The sequence below is a fragment of the Pseudomonas sp. WS 5532 genome (assembly GCF_012985445.1).
Lineage (GTDB): Bacteria > Pseudomonadota > Gammaproteobacteria > Pseudomonadales > Pseudomonadaceae > Aquipseudomonas > Aquipseudomonas edaphica.
In genome coordinates this window covers 88,429-114,897 of record NZ_JAAQWK010000005.1, presented here as the reverse complement: position 1 = coordinate 114,897, position 26,469 = coordinate 88,429, and the positions used below count along the sequence as shown (strand labels likewise).

The window sequence follows — 26,469 nt, the reverse complement described above, 5'->3', positions numbered from 1 at the left end:
CGCAGCCCGACGACTCAACCAAACGCGAACTTATTAACAACTCAGACGGGCGCGGCGACTTTTTCGCTAAGCCGCGCCCGTTAAAACCATTATGGTTTATCCGAAGGCGTCAGTGCATTCAGCACTCCAAACTGTGCTAACTGAGGGCCAAAGGGTGTATTGGTAACAGTACTGTATGCATACCAAGCGCCCTTTTTAAATAGCGCAACTACTGGCCTGCTTACACCGTCCGACTCCACCTGATAGAAGCCCTTGACAATATCACCCTCCTTGTAACTTCCTGTCACCTCATAAAATCTGTAATTCCCTTTCAGTCGAGCAAGCACCTCATCTGAATGTTTGCGTACCGTCTTTAAATCCTTACCTAAGGCGACTATCCCCCGTTTAAAGTTTTTTGGCAGATCAACGATATCGGTAACCCCCACAGAAGCACCGACCCCTGCAAAAAAAGACCGTTTGAGCACCTTGCCTGCTGACTTACCAAGCTTCAAGGCCCTATTCGCGGCACTCGCCCCGGGGAGAAAAAACCCTAAAAAATCGAACCCGATATTAAAAGCTGCGCCGGCAACATTGCCGTCGATCGCATCTTTAATACCATCATAGAAGGGAATAAGCGAAAGGAGAAAATTGTTGACAGCTTGATTAGCTCTGGTGTTCTTTTCAATCCTCGTTTCACCGAAAAGCTTTGTTTTTAAATAATCATAATCCTTGGTAAAAAAATCACCCACCGCGGCACCCAGCGAACCGTTTCGTTGAGAAAAATACGGCGTTCTTGCTTCACCGATTACATCAGGCGAATCACGCTCATTATTGGTGGCAAATTCTGTAAACACATTGTACGTGCCAGGGACTCGTGCCTCGTAACCCGGAGAAAAATACCTGCGATCGTCAAAGTTTGGCTGCTCTGCCGGCACTCCCTTTTCCTTAACAATTTTTCCCAGGGCTGGAAAATAACTAAAGTACTCAACCGCCCCCTGCCCGCCCTCAACTTTCATAAGCAAGCCTTGCCCCCCTTCCAACTCTTTGAGTTCGTGTGGAGTGGGCTTTCGGGGTTGGCGTCCGGGGTAAAGCTGTAGGTTGTTCGTTTCCTCTGTGCCCAAAAAAGGACGAGACACTCGCATGAACGTTACAGTTGATTGACTTATACGCTCCTGTTCAGCCATAGACAGCAAAGACGCCTGATATTTGAACTGAATAGCCCACCCCGCGGCCTGAGTCTTTTTATAGCCCTCAAACTTCTCAGCAAACGTTTGGCCGATATTGTTATCAAGCTCAGAAAAGCGAGACTTCATCTGCGTCCAAGGCAACTCCTTTTCATCACGTGACTTCCACCTGTCTGGCTCAAAAGGCTTCGTCATATAGACATCAAGTGGCGATACGATATAACGGCTATCCATGACACTGCATAAGGTTGTCTTCGTCGGATCAACATCCGGGTACACCCGTTTGAACTCAGACAGCGCCTCCGACTCCCGCGTCGGTGGCGGCTTCAATAACTCAGTGCGTGCCCATTCCAGTTCCCTTTTCTGCTTCTTTAACACGCGCTGTGATTGCTCAACCTCCTCGGGCGTATATCGACCGTCGGGGCTGTATTTTATCACCTTGTTAGCGACCCCCCACGCCCTAAGCGGATTGATCGACATGCTTGCTAACGCGTCCTCATCCTCAAGGAGATTAAGTTGCACATCGGCATAGTTCACTATTTGACGAAACGTCATGTTTCCCGATGCGCCGCCGCGATCTTCCTGCTCTACCAGTGCAACCGCTATAGAAAATTCAGTCCACGTATAAGACCCAAAAACCAGTTCGGGAGGAATATTTTTTACTTTGAGTTCAGGGGCGACGGCGGACAGTAATAGCTGCGCAGCAAGAGGGGCCACATCCGCGCCCAGCTTAGTTTCAAGATAAGTCGTAAAACGTTTAACAATCTCAGAAGCGCTAGCCCCCATATTGTCGCGTTGATAGAGGTTATAACCCGCCACGTTGAAGCATGACTTATCCGGGTTAGGATCAAGGTCCTGCAAGAGCGCCGCAGTCAATGCCTCAATCGCACCGGTCGGCGACTCTGCTGAGCTGATTCTTTTTTGTATGTCCAGGCCCAACGTCTGTGCATCGGGCGTCCGAATGAGCTGGTCCAATGCCAATGAGGGATTGTCCAGAATCATCTTCTGGGCAGGCGCCCCAGGCCTGTTCATCAGGCTACGTATAAAACTGCCGGCTCCTGCGTGAGAATCAGCAGCCGGGCTTGCATGTTTCAACTTCCACGGTTCCACTACCGCCTTCATCTTGCGCAACGCGGTTTTATTCAGCAGTCCAGCAATATGCCTGACGCCCCCACCGTCGGCCCCAGGCATCCGATGGGCAAGGTCAAAGGAGAGTGCGTTCGCCAAGCCAAGCGCCTGCGCACGGTTGCCAGGTAGCTTATGCCCCTTATTTTCGAGCATCTGAGCAACACTTATCTCCCGGCGCTGCTCCTCGATAAATAAACTTGAACGTCGGTCAATCGGGACCATAACGTTATTCAGATCTATTTTCCCTTCAGCATCGTCTACCTGGGCGTTCAGCGCCGCGATAAGTGCATGACGATTAGCGTCATCACCCAGCGCCTTGCCCTGCTCCACTAACGCCTCGACAGATCGCTGGGACGCATGACCCACAGGTGCGAACTCAAACGCTGACCCGGCCCTCAGTTTCTCTCGATGCGCGGCGGCTTGCGAAGGGGAGAGATCGATAGGTTCTGCGTAAAATCGACCCACCGTGTACAGCGGCACCTTACCGTCCGGCCAAGGATAACTGAACGCCTGCCCAGGCTTTGGAGCGATCACCCTGGCAATCGACAACAGCACCCTGGAGATGTCCGACCAACCCGAATTGTCTTCTAAGGAAAAAGTGTGGATCTTGCCATTTACAATTCCCGTCAATTCCCCGGCGAACGGATCCACTTTGAGGCTTTTGCTATCAAGGCCCTGTTCTTTCGCCCACGATAAAAACCCCCGGCTTTTAAAGGCGTCGTCCAATTGGGTCCGCCAACGACCGAGTGTGGACTGCGCAGGCACTTGAACATCCATTGGCCCCATTGAGGTGTGAAAGGAGCGCGTCGCTAATGCTAACGCGTAGGGCCTCGCCAACTGAGCGTCAGCCACCGCCCGGGTTTCGGGGGTGTCAGGCACCTGAGCATCCGTGTTGCGTTCATCATGTGCTTTATCGGTGCTAACCCTGGCGCCAGCCGCAGGAGGCTCATCGGCCCCTGTACTGAATAAGATGGGTGATACTTTCACTGCTTCAATATTTGTCATTTCCACACCCAAACCCGAATAAAAACAAGTAACTATTCAGAGACTGAGTGGCTCACAACTATACAAATCACACAAAAAACATCAGGCAAGGTTTATCCAAACGTTTCAACCCACTTCTCTCATGGGCGACTAAAAGCGGGCACTATGAGGGCTGCAGTAACAACGTGCAGATCACGCGTGTGAACAACGCTCAATTCCGTGCCGACGTAACTTCCTGTAAAGCGTATTCCGGCTCACGCCTAAACTTTCTGCCGTGCGGGACATGTGCCAATGTTGCTGTTTGAGTGCATTGAGTAACGCTACACGCTCTGCATCGTCCAGTACGCCCCCCTGCTGGGGCTCTAAAGCCCTCACGGGGCGCGGTTGGCGAATGATGGGCGGCAGGTCTTCAACGCTGATTTTCCCGTCCTCGCACAACGCCGCCAAAGTACGCAACACGTTGCGCAATTGCCGAATGTTTCCCGGCCAGGCGTAGTCCAGCAAAGCGCGCCGCGCTGGCTCATCAAGCACCACCGCTTGCCCTGCGGCTTCCTCCGCCAGCAAAAACGCCAGTAATTGCGCTTTGTCGCTGCGGTCGCGCAAGGGCGGCACGGCAATCTCAAGGCCGTTGAGGCGATAGTAAAGGTCTTCGCGGAAGCTACCGTCGGCAACACGCGCTAACAGGTCGCGGTGGGTCGCGCTGATGATTCTGACGTCCACCGCCTGCGGCGCGCCCCCGATGGGCACCACCACGCGGTCTTCCAGCACCCTTAAAAGACGGGTTTGCAACGCGAAAGGCATGTCGCCTATCTCATCGAGAAACAGGGTGCCGCCATCGGCCTGCTGTAATTTACCGCGCATGCCTTCTTTCAGCGCGCCGGTAAAGCTGCCGCCGCGATAACCGAACAACTCGCTTTCAATCAGGTTTTCCGGGATGGCGGCGCAATTAAGCGCAACGAAAGCCTTGTCGGCGCGCTGGCTGGCTTGATGCACCGCCTTGGCGAAGGCTTCTTTACCACAGCCGGTTTCGCCGTTGATCAACAGGGGCACGTCGCGCTCGAATACCCTGAGGGCCTTGCGAAAATCACTCTGTAACACCGGGTCGCCGAGGCAGATGCCCGGCAGGCGCGGTGCCTCGGGCTTGGCCATCGGCGCCGGCGGTGTACTCCGTGCCTGACCACGCAACGCAGCGAACAAATGCCGGCCATCGCGCGTACGCAACGGCCAACTGGCGGTGGCATTGGCACTGGCGCGGCCGAGCAACTGGTCCAGCGAGCATTCGAAAAACGCTTCCACCGGCTGCCCCAGCAAACCGCCCCGCGCCTGGCCCAGCAGGTTCAGGGCGCTCTGGTTGACCGCACAGATACGTCCGTCACCGTCGAAGGCCAGCAGCCCTTCGCTGAACAACCCCACAGATTCCGCCTGCAAGTGAAAGCGCAGCAGCCAGTGCTTTTCAAAATGGCGCAGGAAGTAACAACTTTCGATCATCTTGGCCGACAAGTTCACCAACGCCATGGTGTGGAACTGGCTTTGGCGCGACACCGCCTCACGTGCAGAAGACACATCCAGCACGGCCAGCAGTTCTCCATGGGGATCGAACACCGGGCTCGCTGAGCAGGTCAGACCGGTGTGGCGGCCGCGAAAATGCTCATCGCGGTGAATGGTCAGCGACTGGCGCTCCACCAGGCAGGTGCCGATGCCATTGGTGCCCTCGCACGCCTCGCTCCAGTCGGCCCCCAGCCATAGCCCCGCACGCTCGAACACCTTGCGCTCGGCCGGCGCGGTAACGCAGTTGAGGATCACCCCACGCGCATCGGTGAGCAGCACCGCATGGCCGGCGCCGGAAAGTTGTTGATGCAGGCTGTTCATCTCACTGCCGGCAATGCGCAGCACTTGCTGCAAGCGCTCGCGACTTTCCAGCAGGCGCCCGTGTTCCAGCACGGTGGGCGCCATGGTCAGCGCGGGGTCGAGGTGATAGTCCTCAAGGCACCGCAACCAGGACCGGGCGATGGACGGGTCGCTGCCGGGGCCGTGGGCGAGGTCTTGCCCGCGGGTGACGGTGAGGACCTGTTGAGCATGGCGACTGAAATGATCGTTGTGCATGTTCTTATTATTCTCCCTGCGTGAGAGCAGCCAGCATCCCCCAGCCATCCGGCCATTGCAATCCCGCGCCGACCCACCGGTCACAGGGTGTATCGCTTATGGCACAAACTGTCACACCGGCTGTGCCAGCCTTGTCACCGCAACACCTCGCAACAAAGCTCAAACCCTTGATTTAACAGGTGTGTAAAGCGATGGCCCAACCTTTGCTCTACGCTTTATCACGCGCAACACCGCTGTACTCCAATAAACATAAAAGCAGGAGATACCCACCATGCGTTACGCACATCCCGGCACCGAAGGCTCGATCGTTTCCTTCAAGGCCAAGTACGGCAACTTCATCGGCGGCGAGTTCGTTGCACCGGTGGACGGCAACTATTTCACTAACACCTCGCCGGTCAACGGCAAGCCCATCGCCGAATTCCCGCGCTCCACTGCCAAAGACATCGACAAGGCACTGGATGCCGCCCACGCCGCCGCTGACGCCTGGGGCAAGACCTCGGCCCAGGACCGCTCGCTGGTGCTGCTGAAAATCGCCGACCGCATCGAACAGAACCTCGAACTGCTGGCCATCACCGAGACCTGGGACAACGGCAAGGCCGTGCGTGAAACCCTCAACGCCGACATCCCGCTGGCCGCTGACCACTTCCGCTATTTCGCCGGTTGCATCCGCGCCCAGGAAGGCACCAGCGCCGAGATCAACGAACTTACCGCGTCCTACCACTTCCACGAGCCGCTGGGTGTGGTCGGCCAGATCATCCCGTGGAACTTCCCGCTGCTGATGGCCGCGTGGAAACTCGCACCGGCCCTGGCCGCCGGTAACTGCGTGGTGCTCAAACCCGCCGAGCAAACCCCGCTGGGCATCAACGTGCTGATGGAGCTGATCGGCGACCTGCTGCCGCCTGGCGTGCTGAACGTGGTGCACGGCTTCGGCAAAGAAGCGGGCGAAGCCCTGGCCACCAGCAAGCGCATCGCCAAGATCGCCTTCACCGGCTCCACGCCAGTGGGCTCGCACATCATGCACGCGGCGGCCGAGAACATTATTCCGTCCACCGTCGAGCTGGGCGGCAAGTCGCCGAACATCTTCTTTGCCGACATCATGAAAGCCGAACCTTCGTTTATCGAGAAAGCCGCCGAAGGCCTGGTGCTGGCGTTCTTTAACCAAGGCGAAGTGTGCACCTGCCCATCCCGTGCGCTGGTTGAAGAGTCGATCTACGACGACTTCATGAAAGTGGTGATGAAGAAGGTCGAGCAGATCAAACGCGGCGACCCGCTGGACACCGACACCATGGTCGGCGCCCAGGCGTCCGAGCAGCAGTTCGACAAGATCCTGTCCTACCTGGAAATCGCCAAGGGCGAAGGCGCGCAACTGCTCACCGGCGGCAAGGTCGAGCAACTGACCGGCGACATGGCCGGTGGTTATTACATCCAGCCGACCCTGCTCAAGGGCACCAATGAGATGCGCGTGTTCCAGGAAGAAATCTTCGGCCCGGTGGTGAGCATCACCACCTTCAAGGACGAAGCCGAAGCCCTGGCGATTGCCAACGACACCGAGTTCGGCCTCGGCGCCGGCGTGTGGACCCGCGACATCAACCGCGCCTACCGCATGGGCCGTGCGATCAAGGCGGGCCGTGTGTGGACCAACTGCTACCACCTGTACCCGGCGCATGCCGCGTTTGGTGGCTACAAGAAGTCCGGCGTGGGCCGTGAGACCCACAAGATGATGTTGGATCACTACCAGCAGACCAAGAACCTGCTGGTGAGCTACGACATTAATCCGTTGGGCTTTTTCTAACTAACACCCGCTCCACCATTTGAAATGCAATCAAGTGTGGGAGCTGGCTTGCCTGCGATAGCGGTAGTTCAACCAGCAAAAGTGGTGACTGCCCTACCGTCATCGCAGGCAAGCCAGCTCCCACATTTTGATCTTCGCAAGTACTCGCAACTCACGTTCGACACAAAGAGGTCGAGCTAGAACAATAACAACGGACGGTACTTCCCCATGCCTAGCGAACCCACTGGCTCTTCCGTCGACTTCGAAAAAGTCGGCACCGACTATTTCCAACAACGCGAACTGAAAAAAGGCGCCGCCGGCTGGGTGCTGCTGGTCGGCCTTGGCGTTGCCTATGTGATCTCCGGCGACTACGCCGGTTGGAACTTCGGCCTGGCCCAGGGCGGCTGGGGCGGCATGTTCCTCGCCACCTTGCTCATGGCCACCATGTACCTGTGCATGTGTTTCTCCCTGGCCGAACTGTCTTCCATGATTCCTACCGCCGGCGGTGGCTACGGCTTTGCCCGCAGCGCCTTTGGCCCTTGGGGCGGGTTCCTCACGGGCACCGCCATCCTGATCGAGTACGCGATTGCTCCTGCCGCCATCGCGGTGTTTATCGGCGCCTATTGCGAGTCGTTGTTCGGCATCGGCGGCTGGATGATTTACCTGGCGTTCTACATCATCTTTATCGGCATCCACATCTTTGGCGTGGGTGAAGCCTTGAAGCTGATGTTTGTGATCACCGCCGTCGCTGCGATTGCCTTGGGGGTGTTCCTGGTGTCGATGGTGCCGCACTTCAACGTCGCCAACTTGCTTGACATGCCGGTGACCGAGGCCAAGGGCGCCAGCACCTTCCTGCCGTTTGGCTATGTTGGCGTGTGGGCGGCGATTCCCTACGCGATCTGGTTTTTCCTCGCCGTCGAAGGTGTGCCCCTGGCCGCCGAAGAAACCAAGAACCCCAAGCGCGACCTGCCCCGCGGATTGATCGGCGCCATTGTGGTGCTGACCAGTTTTGCCCTGTTGATTCTGGTGATTGCGCCCGGCGGCGCCGGCACCTACGCGCTGATCAAATCGGGTAACCCGCTGGTTGAAGCACTGGCGTTGTCGTACGGCGGCTCGACCTGGATGGGCAGCTTCGTCAATCTGGTTGGCCTGGCCGGGCTGATCGCGAGCTTTTTCTCGATTATCTACGCCTACTCGCGGCAGATCTTTGCCTTGTCTCGTGCCGGCTACCTGCCGCGCAAGCTGTCGCAGACCAACAAAAGCAAGGCGCCGGTGCTGGCATTGGTGATCCCCGGCATCATCGGTTTCGGCCTGTCGCTGACCGGCCAGGGTGATTTGCTGATTCTGGTGGCGGTGTTCGGCGCGACCATTTCCTACGTACTGATGATGGCCGCGCACATCACGTTGCGCATCCGCCGCCCCAAAATGGACCGCCCGTACCGCACGCCGGGTGGCATTTTCACTTCCGGCATCGCCCTGGTACTGGCCTGCGTGGCCGTGGTAGCGGGCTTTCTGGTGGACCCACGGGTGGTGATTGGCGCTGCGATCATCTATGGAGTATTAATTGCTTACTTTGCTTTCTACAGCCGGCATCACTTGGTAGCAGGCACGCCCGAAGAGGAATTCGCGGCGATCCAGGCCGCAGAGGCCGCCTTGCACTAACTGCCGTAAACCTCGATGCGGGCGCCTTACTCACGGGCAGCCCGCGTCGCCAAGGAGACACTGTATGGCAAGCTTTACCCACGCGGTAGGTACACAGACCTACCGTTTCGACAGCCTCAAGGACGTGATGGCCAAGGCCAGCCCGGCGCGTTCCGGCGACTTCCTGGCCGGTGTGGCGGCGCAAAACGACGGCGAGCGCGTCGCGGCGCAAATGGCGCTGGCGAATATCCCGTTGAAACACTTCCTCGAAGAAGTGCTGATCCCCTACGAAAGCGACGAAGTCACCCGGCTAATCATCGACACCCACGATAAGCAGGCGTTTAGCGCAGTCAGCCACCTCACCGTCGGCGGCCTGCGCGACTGGCTGCTCAGTGATGCGGCCGACGAACATACCCTGCGTGCCCTGGCGCCCGGGCTGACCCCAGAGATGGCCGCCGCCGTTTCCAAGATCATGCGAGTGCAGGACTTGGTGCTGGTGGCGCAGAAGATCCGCGTGGTCACCCAGTTTCGCGGCACCATGGGCCTGCGCGGGCGCCTGTCGACCCGCCTGCAACCCAACCACCCGACGGATGAACCGGCGGGCATCGCCGCCAGCATTCTCGACGGCCTGCTCTACGGCAACGGCGACGCCATGATCGGCATCAACCCGGCCACCGACAGCATCGCCTCGATCTGCGCCATGCTGGAGATGCTTGACGCGATCATCCAGCGCTACGAAATCCCCACCCAAGCCTGCGTGCTGACCCACGTGACCACCTCCATCGAGGCCATCAACCGTGGCGTGCCGCTGGACCTGGTGTTTCAGTCAATTGCCGGCACCGAGGCGGCCAACGCCAGTTTCGGCATCAGCCTGAGCGTGCTGCAAGAAGGCTACGAAGCGGGTTTGAGCCTGAATCGCGGCACGTTGGGCCAGAACCTGATGTATTTCGAAACCGGCCAGGGCAGCGCCTTGTCGGCCAACGCGCACTTTGGCGTCGACCAGCAAACCTGTGAAACCCGCGCCTACGCCGTGGCGCGGCATTTCAAGCCGTTTTTGGTCAACACGGTTGTAGGCTTTATCGGCCCGGAGTACCTGTACAACGGCAAGCAGATCATCCGCGCCGGCCTCGAAGACCACTTCTGCGGCAAGCTGCTCGGCGTGCCGATGGGCTGTGATATCTGCTACACCAACCACGCCGAGGCCGACCAGGATGATATGGACACGCTGCTGACCCTGCTGGGCGTGGCCGGGATCAACTTCATCATGGGCATCCCCGGCTCCGACGACATCATGCTCAACTACCAGACCACCTCGTTCCACGACGCCCTGTACGCTCGGCAAACACTGGGTTTAAAGCCGGCGCCGGAGTTTGAGCAGTGGCTGGCGAAAATGGGCATCTTCACCCAAGCCGACGGCAAGGTGCACTTTGGCAACAGCCTGCCACCGGCGTTTCGCCACGCCTTGAAGCAATTAGGATGAAGGAGCCGCCTGTGCAACTCGACCTGCCTGACAACCCGTGGCTGGAACTGCGCCGCCTCACACCTGCACGCATTGCCCTGGGCCGCACCGGCACCAGCATCCCCACCAACGCGCAGCTGGATTTTCAGTTCGCCCACGCCCAGGCGCGCGATGCGGTACACCTGCCCTTCGACCATGCGGGCCTGAGCAGCCAAATGGCCGAGCGCGGGCGTGACAGCCTGTTGCTGCACAGCGCTGCGGTGGACCGGCACATGTACCTGCAACGCCCGGATCTGGGCCGGCGCCTGAGTGATGAGTCAGCCCAGAGCCTGCGCGACTATGCCGACGCCAACCCAGGTGGCGTGGATTTGGCCGTGGTGGTGGCTGATGGCCTGTCGGCGCTGGCGGTGCATAAACATACGCTGCCGTTTCTTACACGCATGGAGGAACAGACCCAGGCTGAAGGCTGGTCTTTATCGCCAGTGATTCTGGTGGAACAGGGCCGCGTGGCAGTGGCCGATGAAGTCGGCCAATTGCTCGGGGCCAAGATGGTGGTGATTCTGATCGGCGAACGACCGGGGCTCAGCTCGCCGGACAGCCTGGGGCTGTATTTCACCTACAACCCCAAGGTCGGACTCACCGATGCCTACCGCAACTGCATCTCCAACGTACGACTGGAGGGCCTGAGTTACGGCATGGCCGCCCATCGCCTGCTTTATTTGATGAAAGAGGCGTGTCGTCGGCAGCTGTCGGGGGTCAACCTCAAGGACGAGGCGCAGGTTCAGACCATTGAATCGGATGATCCTGACCTGATGAAAGGCAATTTCCTGCTCAGCCCACCCAATGACTGATAGCTGCACGATTGCGCTTTTTTGCGTCATTAGGCAGCATCGAGTCACGACCGCTTGTGTGGTCATACACCCATTTGGAAGTTGAGGCCTGGCATGCGGATTACTCAAGCGACCCTGGAACACCTGGACCTGCTGACCCCGTTGTTCGTCAAGTACCGTGAGTTTTATGGCGCGCTGCCCTTCCCGGATTCGTCGCGGGCCTTTCTGGAAAAGCGCCTGCGCCGCAAAGAGTCGGTGATCTACCTGGCCCTGGCGGATGATGACGACAAAAGGTTGCTGGGATTCTGCCAGCTGTACCCGAGCTTTTCGTCGCTGTCGCTTAAACGCGTGTGGATCCTCAACGACATCTACGTGGCCGAAGATGCCCGCCGGCAGCTGGTGGCCGACAACCTGATACGCACCGCGAAGAAGATGGCCAAGGAGACCCAGGCCGTGCGGCTGCGGGTGTCGACCAGCAGTGACAATGAAGTGGCGCAGAAGACCTATGAGTCGATCGGCTTTCGGGAAGATACGGAGTTCAAGAACTACGTGCTGCCGATCAGTGAGGACTGAGAAAACACCAGCGCTCCACTGTGGGAGCTGGCTTGCCTGCGATAGCGAAGTATCAGCGGATGCATCATTTGCTGGCCCACCGCTATCGCAGGCAAGCCAGCTCCCACATTTACATCTGAGCAACATTTAGGTCGGTGTGGGGCCTTGCTACCAGCGACACTCCCCGCTACAAAACCAACACGCTTTTCACCTCTTAATCCGTATAATGCGGACCTCTCAGAGTTGTAAGAATCGCGACATAACCTTGTAGCCTAACTTACCCGTAGCTTCCGCACAGGCCCGCTGAGTCGGGCCATTCACACAGGTGCCATCCATGGATTTCAACCCGCTCGACCTTATTCTGCATCTCGACGTGTACCTCGACATGCTGGTAAGAAACTACGGAGTGTGGATCTACGCCATTCTGTTCCTGGTTATCTTTTGCGAAACCGGTTTGGTGGTCATGCCCTTCCTGCCCGGTGACTCCCTGCTGTTTATCGCCGGCGCCGTCGCCGCAGGCGGCGGCATGGACCCGGTCCTGCTGGGCGGCCTGCTAATGCTGGCAGCCATCCTCGGCGACAGTACCAACTACGTGATCGGACGAACGGCCGGGGAGCGCTTGTTCAGCAACCCGAATTCGAAAATCTTCCGCCGCGACTACCTGCAAAAAACCCACGACTTCTACGACAAGCACGGCGGTAAAACCGTGACCCTGGCGCGCTTCCTGCCGATCCTGCGCACCTTTGCGCCATTCGTGGCCGGTATCGCCAAAATGCCTTACCCGCGCTTCTTTGGGTTCAGCGTGTTCGGCACCATCCTGTGGGTTGGCGGCCTGGTCACCCTGGGTTACTTCTTCGGCAACGTGCCGTTTATCAAAAAGAACCTCTCGCTGCTGGTGGTGTTCATCATCCTGCTGTCGCTGGTGCCAATGATCATCGGCGTGGTCCGCAGCCGTTTTGGCCGCAGTTCCGAAGCCAAGCCGCAGTAACCCGCGATGTGGTCCCTCAGCGCCTGGCGTCGCCGGCGCCTGCTGGCCAAGCACCCGATTGCCGATGACACCTGGCAGCGGGTGCGCCACCACCTGACCTTCCTCGACGGCATCAGCGCCGAGCAGGACCAGTGGCTGCGCGAAGCCTGCGTGGTGTTCCTGAATGGAAAGCACCTCACCGCCCTGCCCGGCGTCGAGTTGCATCAGGAACAGCGCCTGCTGCTCGCCGCCCAGGCACAATTGCCGTTGATGAACCTGGGCGACCTCGACTGGTATCAGGGTTTTCACGAAATCGTGCTGTACCCCGACGACTTCCTCAGCCCCCAGCGCCATCGCGATGCCAGCGGCGTCGAGCACGAGTGGGACGGTGAGCACAGCGGCGAAGCCTGGCAGCAAGGCCCGGTGATCCTCGCCTGGCCCGGCGTACTGGCCAGCGGCCAGTGGGAAGGCTACAACCTGGTGATCCACGAGCTGGCGCACAAGCTGGACATGCTCAACGGCGACGCCAACGGCCTGCCGCCGCTGCACCACGACATGCGCGTGCAGGAATGGGCCAGCGTGATGCAAAGCGCCTTTGACGACCTCAACCGCCAACTGGATGCCAACCCGGACGCCGAGACCGACATCGACCCCTACGCCGCCGAAAACCCGGCGGAGTTCTTTGCCGTCACCAGTGAGTATTTCTTCAGTGCCCCGGATTTACTGGTCGGCACTTACCCCCAGGTGTACGCGCAACTGAGCCGCTTCTATCGCCAGGACCCGCTGGCCCGCCTGCACCAACTGCAAACCGGCGATGCCCGCTACCAGACTGAACCGCTGGCGCCACACGACGTCTGACGCATGGCATCGGCGTCAGAATATGCCTATAATCGCCGCCACTTTTAGGCCAATCCGGCCATGTTTCATGGCCAACTACGGGGGCACCGCCCAATGAGCTACAGCAAGATTCCGGCTGGCAAAGACCTGCCGAACGACATCTACGTCGCCATCGAAATTCCGGCCAACCACGCGCCGATCAAATACGAAATCGACAAAGACAGCGACTGCCTGTTCGTTGACCGTTTCATGGCCACCCCGATGTTCTACCCGGCCAACTACGGTTTTATCCCTAACACCCTGGCTGACGACGGTGACCCCCTCGACGTGCTGGTAGTAACCCCTTACCCGGTTACCCCAGGCTCGGTGATTCGCGCGCGCCCAGTCGGCATCCTGAACATGACCGACGACGGCGGTGGCGATGCCAAAGTTATCGCGGTGCCACACGACAAGCTGTCCCAGCTGTACGTGGACGTGAAGGAATACACCGACCTGCCGCCACTGCTGCTGGAACAGATCAAGCACTTCTTCGAGAACTACAAAGACCTCGAAAAAGGCAAATGGGTGAAGATCGACGGTTGGGGCAACGCAGACGCCGCCCGCGCCGAGATCATGAAGTCGGTCGCTGCCTACAAAGGCTGATACCCGCTCCTCATTGCCCCGGCAATCAAAAAAGCCCCGACGATTCGGGGCTTTTTTTGTGGGAAAAATTAAACGCCAAGTTCAATGTTTAATTCGGAACGTTTAATAAGATTAGATAACTGACATATCAGACTACAACTAAGCAAATCCCTACACGCGAAACTCAACGCATAGTTTATTTGATGTATTTTTCCGGCCAGTAAACTCTGCGTTTATGAATACATCAGGTGATCGACTAAAAGCGTTACTGCGGGAAGTTCATCTTTCCGCCTCCGACTTCGCCAAGAACCGTGGTGTCACGCCTCAACACGTGAACAACTGGTTCAAGCGCGGCGTGCCCATGGGCCGACTCAACGAGATCGCAGAACTGCTCTGCGTCTCCAGCCGTTGGCTGCGCACCGGCGAAGGCCTCAAACACCCGCCGGCCAACTTCCTGCTGGAAGGCCCGGACCCAAGCAAGGGCATCGCCACCCGCGAAGACAGCGGCAAGTACCTCACGGGCCCCGCCCGCCTCCCAGAAAAAATCGACGTGGAGATCGCCCTCCACCCCACATTCACCTCAACCGAGCGCATCCGCGTCTCCCTGCACACCCTCGAAACCCTCAACGTACACCCCGACCGCGCGGTAGGCGCCTACATGGTCGACAACAGCATGACCGACATCATCCAACAAGGCGCCACCCTCGCCATCGACCGCGGCCGCAGCCAAATCACCGACGGCGAAATCTACGCCGTCGAACACGACGGCATGCTCCGCATCAAATACCTCTACAACCGCCCCGGCGGCGGCCTGCGCATGCGCAGCCACAACGCCAGCGAACACCCGGACGAATACCTCACCCACGAACAACGCTTTGAACAGAACTTCGGGATCGTCGGCTGGGTGTTCTGGTGGTCCACCCTCAACAACCGCAGACCCGTCCCACTGGACGAACACCTGCTGGGCTGGGAAGGCTCTAAATCGGACCCGGAGGTAGGCATTTGAGGTGAATGTGGGTATCATGCCGCCCACATTTGGCAGGGGGTGGCTTTGCGCTATCCACCCTGCTTGGCGATGCGGAGGAGTTCCCGCTGATGCCCCTACTATTCAGCCAGACTCGATGTGGGCTGAGCGATTTGAAGGCTGGTGAGGTTTGTCAAAAACAAGCTGAGGCAGTCCCCGAGAAGCCGGCCACAAGCCGGCTTTTTAATGTCTGGAATTCCCCGATCAGCATTTATAGCTAAGCCAGCTTGGCTCAAACCTACCACCACTTTCCAAAACCTATATTCCTGCCAAAAATCTACCTGACGTTCAGGCCGCAAAAGACTCACGCAAAGATAGATTTCTCTTACAATCCCTGTCTAGTTTTCCAAATCCATTTACGGATGCGATAACCATCGGCGATCAAGAGGCGAGCCTGTGAGCAAAGTAGGTAGCACATCCGAGCACCTGGTAAACGTTGAAAGTCTTTCTGCTTCATTGCAGCGCTTTGCTGATGATCGTGACTGGCGACAATTCCATTCTCCGAAAAACCTTCTCTTGGCACTGACGGGTGAAGTGGGCGAACTCTGCGAGATTTTCCAATGGATGAGTGAGGCCGACTCCGTGGAAGCGGCAAAGCGTCCTGAAACAGCACAGGCCGTAAAAGACGAACTCGCCGATGTCCTCATGTATCTGGTCCGTCTTGCCAGCGTGCTGGATGTCGACCTCAACGAAGCCACCAAAAATAAACTCGCGCTTAACGGGTTGAAGTACCCCGTCGATAAAGCCAAAAGCACCAGCAAAAAATACGACCAACTCTGACATCCCACGCGCTAAGGACTTTTCGTGATCGTTTACGCTGCTACCAAACAGCAATTTCTCAAAGACAACGATAACGACGATATCGAGGAGGTCATTCTCAGGCACTACAAAGAAGCCACCGGCAAGCGAGTTGGCGCGTCGGAAATCAAATCCTGGCAGGGGTCGCTGACGTACATGGCGAAGGTGCTTCGAGATGAAGGGCTACCGAATGACGCCGGATTGGCTATTGAACTGCACATCCCCCAATCCTCGAAACGTATCGATTTTTTGATGACTGGCAGGGATGCAAATCAAGGTAAAAACGCTGTCCTGATTGAGTTAAAGCAGTGGAGTAAATCGACCTCGACCACGAAAGACGCAATCGTCAAAACCGTCTTGGGTGGCGGCATGGTGGAAACCATCCATCCTTGTTACCAAGTCTGGTCGTACGCCGCATTGCTGGAAGGCTTCAACGAGGCGGTCTATGACAAGAGCATTGAGGTCCGTCCCTGCGCTTATCTTCACAACTATGTCAGTGATGGGGTCATAAATTCGGCGCATTACGAGGCGTACATCAGCAAAGCTCCGTTGTTCCTCAAAGGACCGGATGAGCTAGAAAAGTTGCGTGCTTTTCTCAAGACACACATCCTTCACGGCGATAACAAGGAAATACTCTATGAGCTTTCCAATGGAAAAATTCGCCCTTCGAAGGCTTTGGCTGACGCACTTAAAGGGCTTCTAAAAGGCCAGCCCGAATTCATATTGATCGATGATCAAAAAGCGACATTTGAATCCGCACTTGCAGCGGCGAGCACCGCCTCTGAGGCAGCGCCGAGGGTGATTATCATCGAGGGAGGTCCGGGTACGGGCAAAACAGTTTTGGCAATTAATTTGCTCGTGAGGCTCACAAGCCTTGGGTTACTGAGCAAGTACGTCTCAAAAAATGCCGCGCCGCGAAAAGTGTATGAGAGCAAATTGGTAGGCACGATCAAACGCAGCCACTTCTCCAATCTATTCTCCGGTTCGGGCGCATTTATCGAAACTGAGCCCAACACTTTTGACGCACTTATCGTCGACGAAGCCCACCGTTTGAACGAAAAAAGCGGGCTTTACGCAAATTTGGGTGAGAACCAAATCAAGGAGTTGATCGAGTCGGCCAAGTGCTCAGTCTTTTTCATCGATGAGGATCAACGAGTTACCCTGAATGACATTGGCAGCAAACAAGCGATCCGTACTTTTGCAAAAGCAAAAGGAGCAGAGGTTGAGGAATACACGCTGTCATCACAGTTTCGTTGCAGTGGCTCCGACGGTTATCTGGCATGGCTGGACGACGTGCTTGATATCCGCGCAACCGCCAACCCTCTTCTCGATAACAGCGAGTATGAATTTAAAATATTCGACACGCCTCAAGCCATGCATGCGGCCATCGAGCAAAAAAACCACGGTAACAAAGCCCGAGTGGTTGCCGGTTACTGCTGGCCCTGGCGCAGCAAGAAAGATGCTCGCGAATCCGACATCGTCATAGGTAGCGACTACGAACGCCAATGGAATCTGGATCAGGATGGCAGTCTGTGGATCATCGCAGAGAACTCTGTTGAACAGGTCGGTTGTATCCATACATGCCAGGGTCTGGAGGTCGATTATATCGGCGTTATTATCGGCCCGGACCTCATCGTAAGGGATGGACACGTTCTTACCTCAGCTCTTGAACGAGATAAAAACGACAAGTCCATTCGGGGCTGGAAAAAGATGATGAAGGAGCAACCCGACCTGGCCAAACGGGAAACGGACTTGATCATCAAGAACACGTACCGAACCCTGATGACTCGAGGAATGAAAGGCTGCTACCTGTACTGCACGGACCCAGAAACGGCTCAGTACTTTGCGAGCCGACTTACAAATCAAAGCCGCGATTAATAGCGAGTTGGCGCTTGCCTCGACAAACGAAGCAAGCGCCTCGCATCACCTCGGCTGCAAACACTCCACAGCCCGATCCGCCACCATCTTCGCCATCTCCACCAAATGCATCACCGCCCAATGCGGCGCACCCAGCGGTTCACCGAGCACCTGCGACGTAGCCACCGCACACTGCAGCAACTCAGCCACTCGCACCCAAGCATCCTCGAAGCTCAGCTCTTCATTCACAGCAAATGGGTTCGTAACACGCGCAGAAGGCAAATCCGAATTAACGTTTTCCATGGCACAACTCCAATCAGAAAGTGTGTACCAATCGACACGGGCGACTAAACCCGATCACTGAAAAAACAGTGACGGAACGCAGCCTAGTCGCGGAATTTAGCTGGCGCAAGCGACTGGAATTCTCTAGGAAACGTCCTTCAAATGAAAGGGATCCGCCCTGCTGGCCCTTGAAAATCACCCCTGATTCTCGACCGTATCCCCCCCACCCATCTGTTTCCCCAGGTGACACGCTTTCACCCTCGCCCCAATCGACATCGCCCCAACGAACCTTCCTACAAACATATCTAAACAGCCCGTTTAAAAACCGCTTGCCGCCGCGTTTAATATTTGGCCCAAAACCTGCTTATTGCACACCGTACAATAAAATCCGGTCTGAGCCGGGCCACCTCACTACTGCTGTGCAATACAGCTTGGGGAATGCTGATGTCCACACCACCGCTTCACTCTTCCAACCATGGCTTGGCGCGGTCGCTCAAGGAGCGTCATGTGATGTTGATTGCTATCGGCGGCATTATTGGGGCCGGTTTGTTTCTGGGGTCGGGCAAGGCAATTGCCACGGCGGGGCCGGCGTTGTTGCTGGCGTATGCGTTGTGTGGGGGCATGGTTTATTTGATTGCGCGGGCGCTGGGGGAGTTGTCGTTGTATCGGCCCGGTAGCGGGTCGTTTGCGACGTATGCGGAGGAGTTTTTGGGGCCGCGGGTGGCGTTTATCACGGGGTGGTCGTATTGGTTGATCTGGATTCTGGTGGGGGTGCTGGAGGTTACGGGGATCGGCTTGTTGATGAAATATTGGTTCCCGGAGTTGGCACAGTGGATTCCAGCGTTGGTCACCACGGTGGTGTTGATGGTGATCAACTTGTTTGCGGTGAAGACGTTTGGCGAGGTGGAGTTCTGGCTGGCGTTGATCAAGGTGGTGACGATTGTCGGGCTGATTGCTGCAGGCTTGGCGATTCTGATATTCGGGCTGGATACATCGTCGCAAACCACCCCTTCAATCACTAACCTGTGGCGGCACGGCGGTTTTTTCCCGAATGGCTGGAGTGGCTTTTGGTACGCGATACCGTTGGCGGCGTTTACCTTTGCCGGGGTCGAGGTGATTGGCTTGGTGGCGGCGGAAACGGCCAACCCGGAGCGCACATTGCCGCGAGCGATCAATAGCATCATCTGGCGGATGGCAATTTTTTATATCGGGTCGATCGCGGTGATCATGGCCCTTTATCCCTGGAACCAGATCGATACCTCGCAAAGCCCGTTTGTGAGGGTGTTCGACAGCATTGGCCTGGGGATTGCGGCCGGGCTGATCAATTTTGTAGTGATCAGTGCGCTGGCGTCGTCGTGCAATACCGGGTTGTTTGCCACCAGCCGGATGTTGTTTGCGCTGTCGCATATTCAGCAGGCACCCCGTCAATTGCAGGTGTTAAGCCCGCGCCAGGTGCCGGCGCGTTGCTTGATGGTGTCGACCGCGATTTTGCTGGTGGGGGTCTTGCTGAACTATTTGATGCCGGAACGTATTTTCAACCTATTGATCACCGGCATTCTGGGCCTGTTGATTTGGGTATGGGCGGTGATCATCACCACGCATATGGCGTATCGGTACAAGGTGCAGCGGGGTGAGTTGCCGCTGATGGCGTATCGCTTGCCGTGGGCTCGGGGCAGCAGCGTGTTGGTACTGTTGTTTTTGGCTGGGTTGACGGTGCTGGTGATTCGCGACCCGGAGACGCGCACGGCGTTTTACGTGGCGGCGGCCTGGTTTGCGCTGTTGCTGCTGGTATATCCAAAGCGCAACGCATCCAAGGAGGTGAGCGATGTTCACAGCGCCTGATAGGTCCGCGTTGCAGCGCTGCATCACACGCTATACCCACGCCAACCCCAACAGCGCCCGGCAAATGGACTTGGCCGCGCGGGTAATGCCGGGTGGCAATACCCGCTCAGTGCTGTTTTATGCGCCGTTTCCGTTGGTGATGTCGGGCGGCGCGGGCTGTTTTCTTGATGACCTGGACGGGCATCGTTATGTCGACTTTCTCGCCGAATACACCGCAGCGCTGTATGGGCACTCTCACCCGGTAATCATCCAGGCGCTGACGACGGCGATGGCGAACGGGCTGAACCTCAGCGCCCCTACGCAACTGGAAGCGCGGTTGGCAGCGTTGATCGTGGAGCGCTTTGGTTGTATCGAACAGGTGCGCTTTACCAATTCCGGTACCGAGGCGAATCTGCTCGCGCTGGCGGCGGCACGGGCCTACACCCGGCGCGACGGCGTCATCGCGTTTAACGGCGGTTATCACGGCGGCGTGCTGAGTTTTGCCGGGCCAGGCACGCCGATGAATGTGCCCCACCGCGTGTACCTGGCGGATTACAACGATCTAGGCAGTGTCGAGCGTTTGCTGTTTGAGCACCCTGGCGAATGTGCGGCGATCCTCGTGGAGCCGATGTTGGGCGCCGGTGGCTGTATCTGCGCCGCGCCGGGCTTTCTCGAGGGTTTGCGCGAGTTGAGCCGTGCGTATGGGGTACTGCTGGTGTTCGATGAGGTGATGACTTCACGCCTTGGCCCAGGCGGTTTACAAGAAAAGCTCGGTATAACGCCTGACCTGATGACCCTGGGCAAATACCTCGGCGGCGGGATGCCCTGTGGAATGTTGGGTGGCCGACGAGACATCATGGTGCAGTTCGATCCGCGCCATGGCAGCCTCTCTCACGCAGGCACCTTTAACAACAACGTACTGACCATGGCGGCGGGTATCGCTGGATTGGAGCAGGTGTATACCCGTGAGCAAGCCATTGCGTTGAATACAAGGGGCGACCGGTTGCGCGAGCAACTGAACGAGGTGCTCGCCTCTATGCCGATGCAGTTTACCGGGCAGGGTTCAGTGATGAACCTGCATCCCACAGGCTTGCCGATTCTTCGGCCCACGGATATCCCAACGGACCGAAACCGCCTACGGGACCTGTTCTTTTTTCACCTGCTTGAATGTGGGATCTACAGTGCGCGGCGTGGGCTGTTTGCGTTGAGCCTGCCGCTGACCGAGCACGAAATGAATCGGCTGGTTAACGCTACACAGGCCTTTGTAGAACGCTATGGAGGCATGTTGACCAGAGACTGACACCACGCCTGGAAGAGCGACAGCGAATCGACGACCGGCTATCCTTTCGCCGTCGCTCAACCGGAATAACGTCCATGACCAGCAAAACCGCAAACCCACGAGGCAGGCGTAAAAAAACCGTTGGCGAAGACCCGCAAAACCAGCTGAATAAAGACACGATTATCGCCGCCGCATTGGCGTTGATCGACCGCGAAGGCCTGGAAAAATGCAGCCTGCGCAACTTGGCAAATAGCCTGGGCGTGTACCCGACAGCCATTTACTGGTACGTCTCATCACGTGAGTTGCTGTTGAGTGAAGTGCTGGCCAAAGTCCTTGAAGGGGTGGCACCGCACCCTCAGGAACGCTGGCAGGACTACCTTCGCGCCACCCTGGTTAATTGCCATAACGCTGTGCACCAGCACCCGAATGTGGCGCCGTTGCTCGGTGCGCAACTGGTCTCCAACACCCGCACCGACTTCAAGTTGGTAGAAGGCGTATTGGCAGCGTTGCAGCAAGCGGGTTTCAGTGGGCCTTCATTGGCTGGCGCCTACAACACGTTTATCGCCGCCCTTGCCGGTTTCACCACCTTGGAGTTCGCCCCGCTGCCGGAGAACACCGAAGCCTGGCAGCAGCAAGTACAGGAAAGCCTGCAGACCGTTGACGCCGAGCAGCACCCGACCCTTGCGCAGAACATGGGCCAGCTCAGCAACCGTGGTTTCAGCCTGCGCTGGCAAAATGGTGTGCACGCGCCGCTGCATGAGAGCTTTGCGTTTTATGTCGACACCCTCCTCTGCGGCCTGGAAACCCTGGCGGCGCGTCGCTGAAAAATCGCACAACATAATCAGAAAGCCTATCAATTGTACGTCGTACAATTTATCGCTACAGTCCGTCACGCATGAATACCCCATGACCCTAAAAACAAAAACGTCAGAGGTCTTAAATCGTGGCGACTGCATTCAACGAAGTGGTCCAGGGCCAACGGCTTTGGCAGCCCTCCCCTGAACATATCCAACATACCCGCCTCACGCATTACCTGGCTTGGCTCAAACGCGAGCGCGGGCTGAGCTTTGTCGACTACCACGGGCTATGGCAGTGGTCGGTCGATGATCTGGACGCTTTCTGGCAATCGATCTGGGACCACTTCAAGGTGCAGACCAGTAGCCCCTACCACGCGGTGCTGGGTGATCGTAGGATGCCGGGTACTGAGTGGTTTCCCGGCGCGCAGCTGAATTTTGCCGAACACATTTTGCGCAACGAACGGCAAGGCGATGCGCTGCTCTACCTGAGCGAATCCGCTGCGTTGCAGGGCTTGCCATGGGTCGAGTTCTGCGACCAGGTACGCACGCTCGCCAGCTATCTGCGAGAGCTCGGCGTAGTGCCCGGTGATCGCGTGGTGGCTTACCTGCCAAACATTCCCGAGGCGATGATTGCACTATGTGCCTGCGCAGCCATCGGTGCGATCTGGGCCAGTTGCTCGCCGGATTTCGGCAGCGAGGGTGTGCTGGATCGGGTGCGGCAATTAGCGCCGAAAGTGCTGTTGGCGGTGGACGGTTACCGGTATGGCGGCAAGGTGTTTGACCGGCGCGAACAGGTCCGGCAGATCGTCGGCGAGTTGGGCAGTATCCAACAGGTGATTGTGCTGCCGGCGCTGTTTGCTGATGAGCCATTGACGCTGCCTAACGCCATCGACTGGCACAGCTTGCGCCTGCGCCCCAGCGTGCCCGCCGCCGATTTCCAGTGCGAGCAAGTCCCCTTCGATCATCCGTTATGGGTACTGTTCTCGTCCGGCACCACGGGGGTGCCCAAAGCCATCGTTCACAGCCATGGCGGGGTTCTGCTGGAGCAGCTCAAAGCACTGCATCTGCACCTGGATTTTCGTGCGGGTGACACCGCCTTCATTTTCACCACCACCGGCTGGATGATGTGGAACACCTTGTTCAGTGCCTTGCTCTGCGGTGTACGCCCGGTGCTTTACGACGGCCATCCCACCTGGCCAGGCACCGATGCGCTGTGGCAAATCCTGCAAGACAGCCGCGCGAGTTTTTTCGGCACCAGCCCCACCTACATTGAACTGATGCAACGCGAGGGGGTGGTGCCCGGCGAGCGTTTTGACCTGCACGCACTGCGCACGGTAATGCCGGTGGGGTCGCCGGTTTCACCGCAGTGTAATGCATGGTTTTACCGCAACCTGAACACGGCGGTGTGGGTCAACACGGGCAGCGGCGGTACGGATATCTGCACCGGTTTGGTCAGTGGCGTACCGACCTTGCCGGTGTATGCCGGCGAGATCCAGGCGCGCGCCCTGGGGGTGGATGCCCATGCGTTTGATGCACACGGCCAACCGGTGATCGATCAAGTCGGCGAGCTGGTGGTGAGGTCGCCCATGCCGTCGATGCCGGTGTATTTCTGGAATGACCCCACGGGCGAGCGCTATCGCGACAGCTACTTTCAGCCATGGCCGGGCGTGTGGCGCCATGGGGATTTCTTTTTGCTCAATGCTCGCGGCGGCTGCCAGGTGCTGGGGCGTTCCGATGCGACGCTGAACCGCTTTGGCGTGCGGATCGGCACGGCAGAGATTTATCGGGCGCTGGAGCACATCGCAGAAATCGAGGATGCACTGATCGTTAACCTTGATTTGCCCGAGGGCGGTTTCTTTATGCCGCTGTTTGTACAGCTGCGTGCCGACGCGGTGTTGGATGAGCCTTTGCAGCAACGCGTGAACGACTGCCTGCGCCTGGCGTGCACACCTCGGCATGTGCCGGACTGCATCCTGGCTGTACCGCTGATTCCCACCACCCTCACCGGGAAAAAAATGGAAGTGCCGGTACGCCGGATCCTGATGGGACACGACCCGCAGAAAGTCGCCAACCCCAGCGCCATGCGTGACCCGCAGGCGCTTGAGTTCTTTATCGAATACGCCGCCCGGAGCCGCCAGCCATGAGGGGTAAAGCTTATATCGTGGGTGCCTATGAACACCCTACCCGCCACGCCACGGACCGCTCCCTGGCGCAGTTGCATGCCGATGTGGCACGCGGCGCACTGGAGGATGCGGGGCTGAGCCTCAGTGATGTCGACGGCTATTTCTGCGCCAGTGATGTGCCGGGCTGGGGAGCGCCAGGCGTAGGGCCGTTCTCCATGGTCGAGTACCTGGGCATCCAGCCACGGCACCTGGATACGACGGAAAGTTGGGGCTCGTCCTACATGCATCAAGTCGCCCAGGCTACACGCGCCATCGCCGATGGGCGCTGCCGTGTCGCCTTGATCACCCAGGCCGGGCGCCCGCGTGCCGAGCGCCAACGTCCGCAAAGCAGCGCATTAGACCCAGCGTACAGCGCCTGTGAAGCACCGTTTGAAACGCCCTATGGCGCTGCCGTGGTCAACCGCTACGCGATGTGCGCCATGCGCCATCAGTACGAACACGGCACCACGGCCGAGCAATTGGCCTGGATAAAAGTCGCGGCATCGCACCATGCCCAGCACAACCCGCAGGCCATGTTGCGCAATGTGGTAACGGTGGAAGACGTTCTGAGTTCACCCTGGGTCGCCGCCCCTTTGCGGCGCTTGGACTGCTGCGTGATCAGCGACGGCGGCGGTGCCCTGGTGCTGGTGCATCCAGCCATTGCGCGCTCGCTCAAACGGCCGCTGATTACGCCTATCGGTTCGGGCTATGCGATTAACCATCTGAACGGCGGTTACTTCGACCTGCTGACCTCAGGTGGCGCGCAATCCGGCGCCAATGCATTCGGTGAGGCGCGCCTCACACCTGGCGATATTGACTACGCGTCGCTGTACGACAGCTTCACCATCACCGTATTGATCCAGCTGGAAAACCTCGGTTTTTGCGCCCCTGGCCAGGGCGGCGCCTTTGTCACTGACGGCAAGTTGATCAGCGGTGTCGGCCCCTTGGCGGTAAACACTGACGGCGGCGGCCTGTGCAATAACCACCCCGGCCATCGCGGCGGCATGGCCAGGCTAATTGAGGCTGTGCGCCAGTTGCGCGGCGAAGCACACCCGGCCGTTCAACGGCCTCATTGCGCACTGGCTCTGGCCCACGGCACCGGCGGCCTGCTGGGCTCACGCCACGGCAGCGCCACACTCATACTGGAGCGCCTTTGATATGCCACTGACCTCACCGCACATCACCGCGGAAAGTGCGCCCTTCTGGGCTGCCGCCAATCAAGACCAACTGTTGCTACGCCGTTGCCTGGACACCGGCAAGGCCTACTACTACCCCCGCGATCACAGCCCGTTCACCGGCAGCACCGCAACCGATTGGATCGTCGCCAGCGGTGGCGCCACCTTGTACAGCTTCAGCTATAGCGGGCGCGCAGACGACGTGCATTGCATTGCCTACGTGACGCTCGACGAAGGGCCAACGATGTTGTCGGTCATCCAGTGTGAGGCTGCGCACCGCTTGCGCATCGGGCAACGGCTCAAGGTGGCGTTTGCGCCCACGCCGAGCGGCCAAAAAGTCCCCGTGTTTGTTCCGTCAGTTTGATTGTCCTTTTTAAGTTGACGGTAAGACACATGCCAGCCGATTTATCACGTCCAACCCACCCATTAATCTGTGCCCATGTTGAACGCAACGCCAAACCAACCCAATCAAAAAAGGACTTCAACCATGAGCACGCCAACCCTCAGCCGCTTGAACAAAGACGACGCCATTGTTCTGCTGATCGACCACCAAACCGGCCTGATCTCGCTGGTACAGGACTTCTCCCCCAACGAGTTCAAGAACAACGTGCTGGCCCTGGCGGACGTCGCCAAGTTCTTCAACTTGCCGACCATTCTCACCACCAGTTTCGAGCAAGGCCCTAACGGCCCGTTGGTGCCGGAGTTGAAGGAGATGTTCCCGCAGGCGCCGTACATCGCTCGCCCTGGTCAGATCAATGCGTGGGACAACGAGGATTTCGTCAAGGCGGTCAAGGCGACTGGGCGTAAGCAGATCATTATTGCGGGTGTGGTGACGGATGTGTGTGTGACGTTCCCGACGTTGTCGGCGCTGGCGGAGGGGTTTGAGGTGTTTGTGGTGACGGATGCGTCGGGCACGTTTAATACGACGGTGCAGCAGGCGGCGTGGAGCCGGATGATGCAGGCGGGGGCGCAGATGATGAATTGGTTTTCGGTGGCGTGTGAGTTGCAGGGTGACTGGCGCAACGATATCGAGGGGCTGGGGAATTTGTTGTCGCAGCGGATTCCTAACTATCGGAACTTGATGAACAGCTATTCGGTGCTGGCAGCGCGTCAGGGGTGAGGTTGAGCGGCTTTAACCTGTGGGAGCGGGCTTGCCCGCGATGGCGGTGAATCAGTCACTACATTCGGTGGCTGACATACCGTCATCGCGGGCAAGCC

The 26,469-nt window shown here is 58.0% G+C and carries 21 protein-coding genes; 18 read left to right on the top strand and 3 right to left on the bottom strand.

Going from position 1 to position 26,469, the window contains the following annotated elements; all coding sequences use genetic code 11:
* Window positions 1–89: 89 nt before the first annotated feature.
* A complete protein-coding gene (locus HBO23_RS11080) occupies window positions 90–3,296 on the bottom strand; it encodes a hypothetical protein (protein ID WP_170038066.1) in 3,207 nt (1,068 codons plus the stop codon).
* 171 nt (window positions 3,297–3,467) lie between these two features.
* Entirely contained in the window at window positions 3,468–5,378 is a 1,911-nt protein-coding gene (locus tag HBO23_RS11075; protein ID WP_169987403.1) for a sigma-54-dependent Fis family transcriptional regulator, read from the bottom strand.
* Window positions 5,379–5,649: 271 nt separating this feature from the next.
* Here HBO23_RS11075 and HBO23_RS11070 point away from each other — a divergent pair, with 271 nt between their 5' ends.
* The 11 genes from HBO23_RS11070 to HBO23_RS11020 all read left to right on the top strand — a co-directional run bounded on the left by HBO23_RS11070 (window position 5,650) and on the right by HBO23_RS11020 (window position 17,756).
* A complete protein-coding gene (locus HBO23_RS11070; RefSeq protein WP_058420203.1) occupies window positions 5,650–7,170 on the top strand; it encodes an aldehyde dehydrogenase family protein in 1,521 nt (506 codons plus the stop codon).
* A gap of 207 nt (window positions 7,171–7,377) precedes the next feature.
* Window positions 7,378–8,811 (top strand): ethanolamine permease, encoded by a 1,434-nt coding sequence (gene eat, locus HBO23_RS11065; protein WP_138450483.1) that lies wholly within the window; start codon window positions 7,378–7,380, stop codon window positions 8,809–8,811.
* A 64-nt stretch (window positions 8,812–8,875) separates the two neighbouring features.
* A complete protein-coding gene (locus tag HBO23_RS11060) occupies window positions 8,876–10,270 on the top strand; it encodes an ethanolamine ammonia-lyase subunit EutB (protein WP_170038064.1) in 1,395 nt (464 codons plus the stop codon).
* Complete coding sequence (eutC, locus tag HBO23_RS11055) at window positions 10,267–11,100, top strand: ethanolamine ammonia-lyase subunit EutC (protein ID WP_170038062.1); 834 nt, start codon at window positions 10,267–10,269, stop codon at window positions 11,098–11,100. Before HBO23_RS11060 ends, eutC begins: the two co-directional genes overlap by 4 nt.
* 93 nt (window positions 11,101–11,193) lie before the next feature.
* The gene (locus tag HBO23_RS11050) at window positions 11,194–11,652 is read left to right on the top strand and encodes a GNAT family N-acetyltransferase (protein WP_099547578.1); all 459 of its coding nucleotides are present in this window, start codon (window positions 11,194–11,196) and stop codon (window positions 11,650–11,652) included.
* 313 nt (window positions 11,653–11,965) lie between these two features.
* Window positions 11,966–12,619 carry a DedA family protein gene (locus HBO23_RS11045; RefSeq protein ID WP_017136026.1) on the top strand — a complete coding sequence of 218 codons (654 nt, stop codon included), beginning with the start codon at window positions 11,966–11,968 and terminating at the stop codon, window positions 12,617–12,619.
* Between the two features lie 6 nt (window positions 12,620–12,625).
* Window positions 12,626–13,456, top strand: a complete 831-nt coding sequence (locus HBO23_RS11040; RefSeq protein WP_170038060.1) for a M90 family metallopeptidase — start codon at window positions 12,626–12,628, stop codon at window positions 13,454–13,456.
* A gap of 93 nt (window positions 13,457–13,549) precedes the next feature.
* Window positions 13,550–14,077 carry an inorganic diphosphatase gene (ppa, locus tag HBO23_RS11035; protein WP_003176323.1) on the top strand — a complete coding sequence of 176 codons (528 nt, stop codon included), beginning with the start codon at window positions 13,550–13,552 and terminating at the stop codon, window positions 14,075–14,077.
* A gap of 214 nt (window positions 14,078–14,291) precedes the next feature.
* Window positions 14,292–15,062, top strand: a complete 771-nt coding sequence (locus HBO23_RS11030; protein ID WP_138450494.1) for a S24 family peptidase — start codon at window positions 14,292–14,294, stop codon at window positions 15,060–15,062.
* 414 nt (window positions 15,063–15,476) lie between these two features.
* Window positions 15,477–15,860, top strand: coding sequence for a nucleotide pyrophosphohydrolase (locus HBO23_RS11025; RefSeq protein ID WP_170038058.1), 384 nt, complete (start codon window positions 15,477–15,479; stop codon window positions 15,858–15,860).
* A gap of 24 nt (window positions 15,861–15,884) precedes the next feature.
* A complete protein-coding gene (locus tag HBO23_RS11020) occupies window positions 15,885–17,756 on the top strand; it encodes a DUF2075 domain-containing protein (protein ID WP_170038056.1) in 1,872 nt (623 codons plus the stop codon).
* 45 nt (window positions 17,757–17,801) lie between these two features.
* Here HBO23_RS11020 and HBO23_RS11015 read toward each other — a convergent pair whose 3' ends face one another.
* Complete coding sequence (locus tag HBO23_RS11015; protein ID WP_170038054.1) at window positions 17,802–18,038, bottom strand: hypothetical protein; 237 nt, start codon at window positions 18,036–18,038, stop codon at window positions 17,802–17,804.
* A 489-nt stretch (window positions 18,039–18,527) separates the two neighbouring features.
* On the opposite strand from HBO23_RS11015, the gene HBO23_RS11010 reads away from it, so the two are divergent.
* The 7 genes from HBO23_RS11010 to ycaC all read left to right on the top strand — a co-directional run bounded on the left by HBO23_RS11010 (window position 18,528) and on the right by ycaC (window position 26,371).
* On the top strand, window positions 18,528–19,859 hold the full coding sequence (locus HBO23_RS11010) for an amino acid permease (protein ID WP_225933013.1): 1,332 nt from the start codon (window positions 18,528–18,530) through the stop codon (window positions 19,857–19,859).
* Window positions 19,843–21,138, top strand: coding sequence for an aminotransferase class III-fold pyridoxal phosphate-dependent enzyme (locus tag HBO23_RS11005; RefSeq protein WP_170038050.1), 1,296 nt, complete (start codon window positions 19,843–19,845; stop codon window positions 21,136–21,138). The genes HBO23_RS11010 and HBO23_RS11005 overlap by 17 nt, the downstream gene beginning before the upstream one ends.
* Window positions 21,139–21,212: 74 nt before the next feature.
* Entirely contained in the window at window positions 21,213–21,941 is a 729-nt protein-coding gene (locus tag HBO23_RS11000; protein ID WP_170038048.1) for a TetR family transcriptional regulator, read from the top strand.
* A 119-nt stretch (window positions 21,942–22,060) separates the two neighbouring features.
* A complete protein-coding gene (locus tag HBO23_RS10995) occupies window positions 22,061–24,058 on the top strand; it encodes an acetoacetate--CoA ligase (RefSeq protein WP_170038046.1) in 1,998 nt (665 codons plus the stop codon).
* A complete protein-coding gene (locus HBO23_RS10990) occupies window positions 24,055–25,233 on the top strand; it encodes a thiolase domain-containing protein (RefSeq protein ID WP_170038044.1) in 1,179 nt (392 codons plus the stop codon). Before HBO23_RS10995 ends, HBO23_RS10990 begins: the two co-directional genes overlap by 4 nt.
* A 1-nt stretch (window position 25,234) precedes the next feature.
* Window positions 25,235–25,615, top strand: coding sequence for an OB-fold domain-containing protein (locus tag HBO23_RS10985; protein ID WP_017136017.1), 381 nt, complete (start codon window positions 25,235–25,237; stop codon window positions 25,613–25,615).
* Window positions 25,616–25,738: 123 nt separating this feature from the next.
* Window positions 25,739–26,371 carry an isochorismate family cysteine hydrolase YcaC gene (ycaC, locus tag HBO23_RS10980; RefSeq protein WP_170038042.1) on the top strand — a complete coding sequence of 211 codons (633 nt, stop codon included), beginning with the start codon at window positions 25,739–25,741 and terminating at the stop codon, window positions 26,369–26,371.
* The last annotated feature ends 98 nt before the right edge of the window (window positions 26,372–26,469 follow it).

Bases quoted from the DNA above. Each gene is read 5' to 3' on its own strand.
- HBO23_RS11080 (WP_170038066.1), bottom strand. From the start codon at position 3,296: ATGACAAATATTGAAGCAGTGAAAGTATCACCCATCTTATTCAGTACA.
- HBO23_RS11075 (WP_169987403.1), bottom strand. From the start codon at position 5,378: ATGCACAACGATCATTTCAGTCGCCATGCTCAACAGGTCCTCACCGTC.
- HBO23_RS11070 (WP_058420203.1), top strand. From the start codon at position 5,650: ATGCGTTACGCACATCCCGGCACCGAAGGCTCGATCGTTTCCTTCAAG.
- eat (WP_138450483.1), top strand. From the start codon at position 7,378: ATGCCTAGCGAACCCACTGGCTCTTCCGTCGACTTCGAAAAAGTCGGC.
- HBO23_RS11060 (WP_170038064.1), top strand. From the start codon at position 8,876: ATGGCAAGCTTTACCCACGCGGTAGGTACACAGACCTACCGTTTCGAC.
- eutC (WP_170038062.1), top strand. From the start codon at position 10,267: ATGAAGGAGCCGCCTGTGCAACTCGACCTGCCTGACAACCCGTGGCTG.
- HBO23_RS11050 (WP_099547578.1), top strand. From the start codon at position 11,194: ATGCGGATTACTCAAGCGACCCTGGAACACCTGGACCTGCTGACCCCG.
- HBO23_RS11045 (WP_017136026.1), top strand. From the start codon at position 11,966: ATGGATTTCAACCCGCTCGACCTTATTCTGCATCTCGACGTGTACCTC.
- HBO23_RS11040 (WP_170038060.1), top strand. From the start codon at position 12,626: ATGTGGTCCCTCAGCGCCTGGCGTCGCCGGCGCCTGCTGGCCAAGCAC.
- ppa (WP_003176323.1), top strand. From the start codon at position 13,550: ATGAGCTACAGCAAGATTCCGGCTGGCAAAGACCTGCCGAACGACATC.
- HBO23_RS11030 (WP_138450494.1), top strand. From the start codon at position 14,292: ATGAATACATCAGGTGATCGACTAAAAGCGTTACTGCGGGAAGTTCAT.
- HBO23_RS11015 (WP_170038054.1), bottom strand. From the start codon at position 18,038: ATGGAAAACGTTAATTCGGATTTGCCTTCTGCGCGTGTTACGAACCCA.
- HBO23_RS11010 (WP_225933013.1), top strand. From the start codon at position 18,528: ATGTTGATTGCTATCGGCGGCATTATTGGGGCCGGTTTGTTTCTGGGG.
- HBO23_RS11005 (WP_170038050.1), top strand. From the start codon at position 19,843: ATGTTCACAGCGCCTGATAGGTCCGCGTTGCAGCGCTGCATCACACGC.
- HBO23_RS11000 (WP_170038048.1), top strand. From the start codon at position 21,213: ATGACCAGCAAAACCGCAAACCCACGAGGCAGGCGTAAAAAAACCGTT.
- HBO23_RS10990 (WP_170038044.1), top strand. From the start codon at position 24,055: ATGAGGGGTAAAGCTTATATCGTGGGTGCCTATGAACACCCTACCCGC.
- HBO23_RS10985 (WP_017136017.1), top strand. From the start codon at position 25,235: ATGCCACTGACCTCACCGCACATCACCGCGGAAAGTGCGCCCTTCTGG.
- ycaC (WP_170038042.1), top strand. From the start codon at position 25,739: ATGAGCACGCCAACCCTCAGCCGCTTGAACAAAGACGACGCCATTGTT.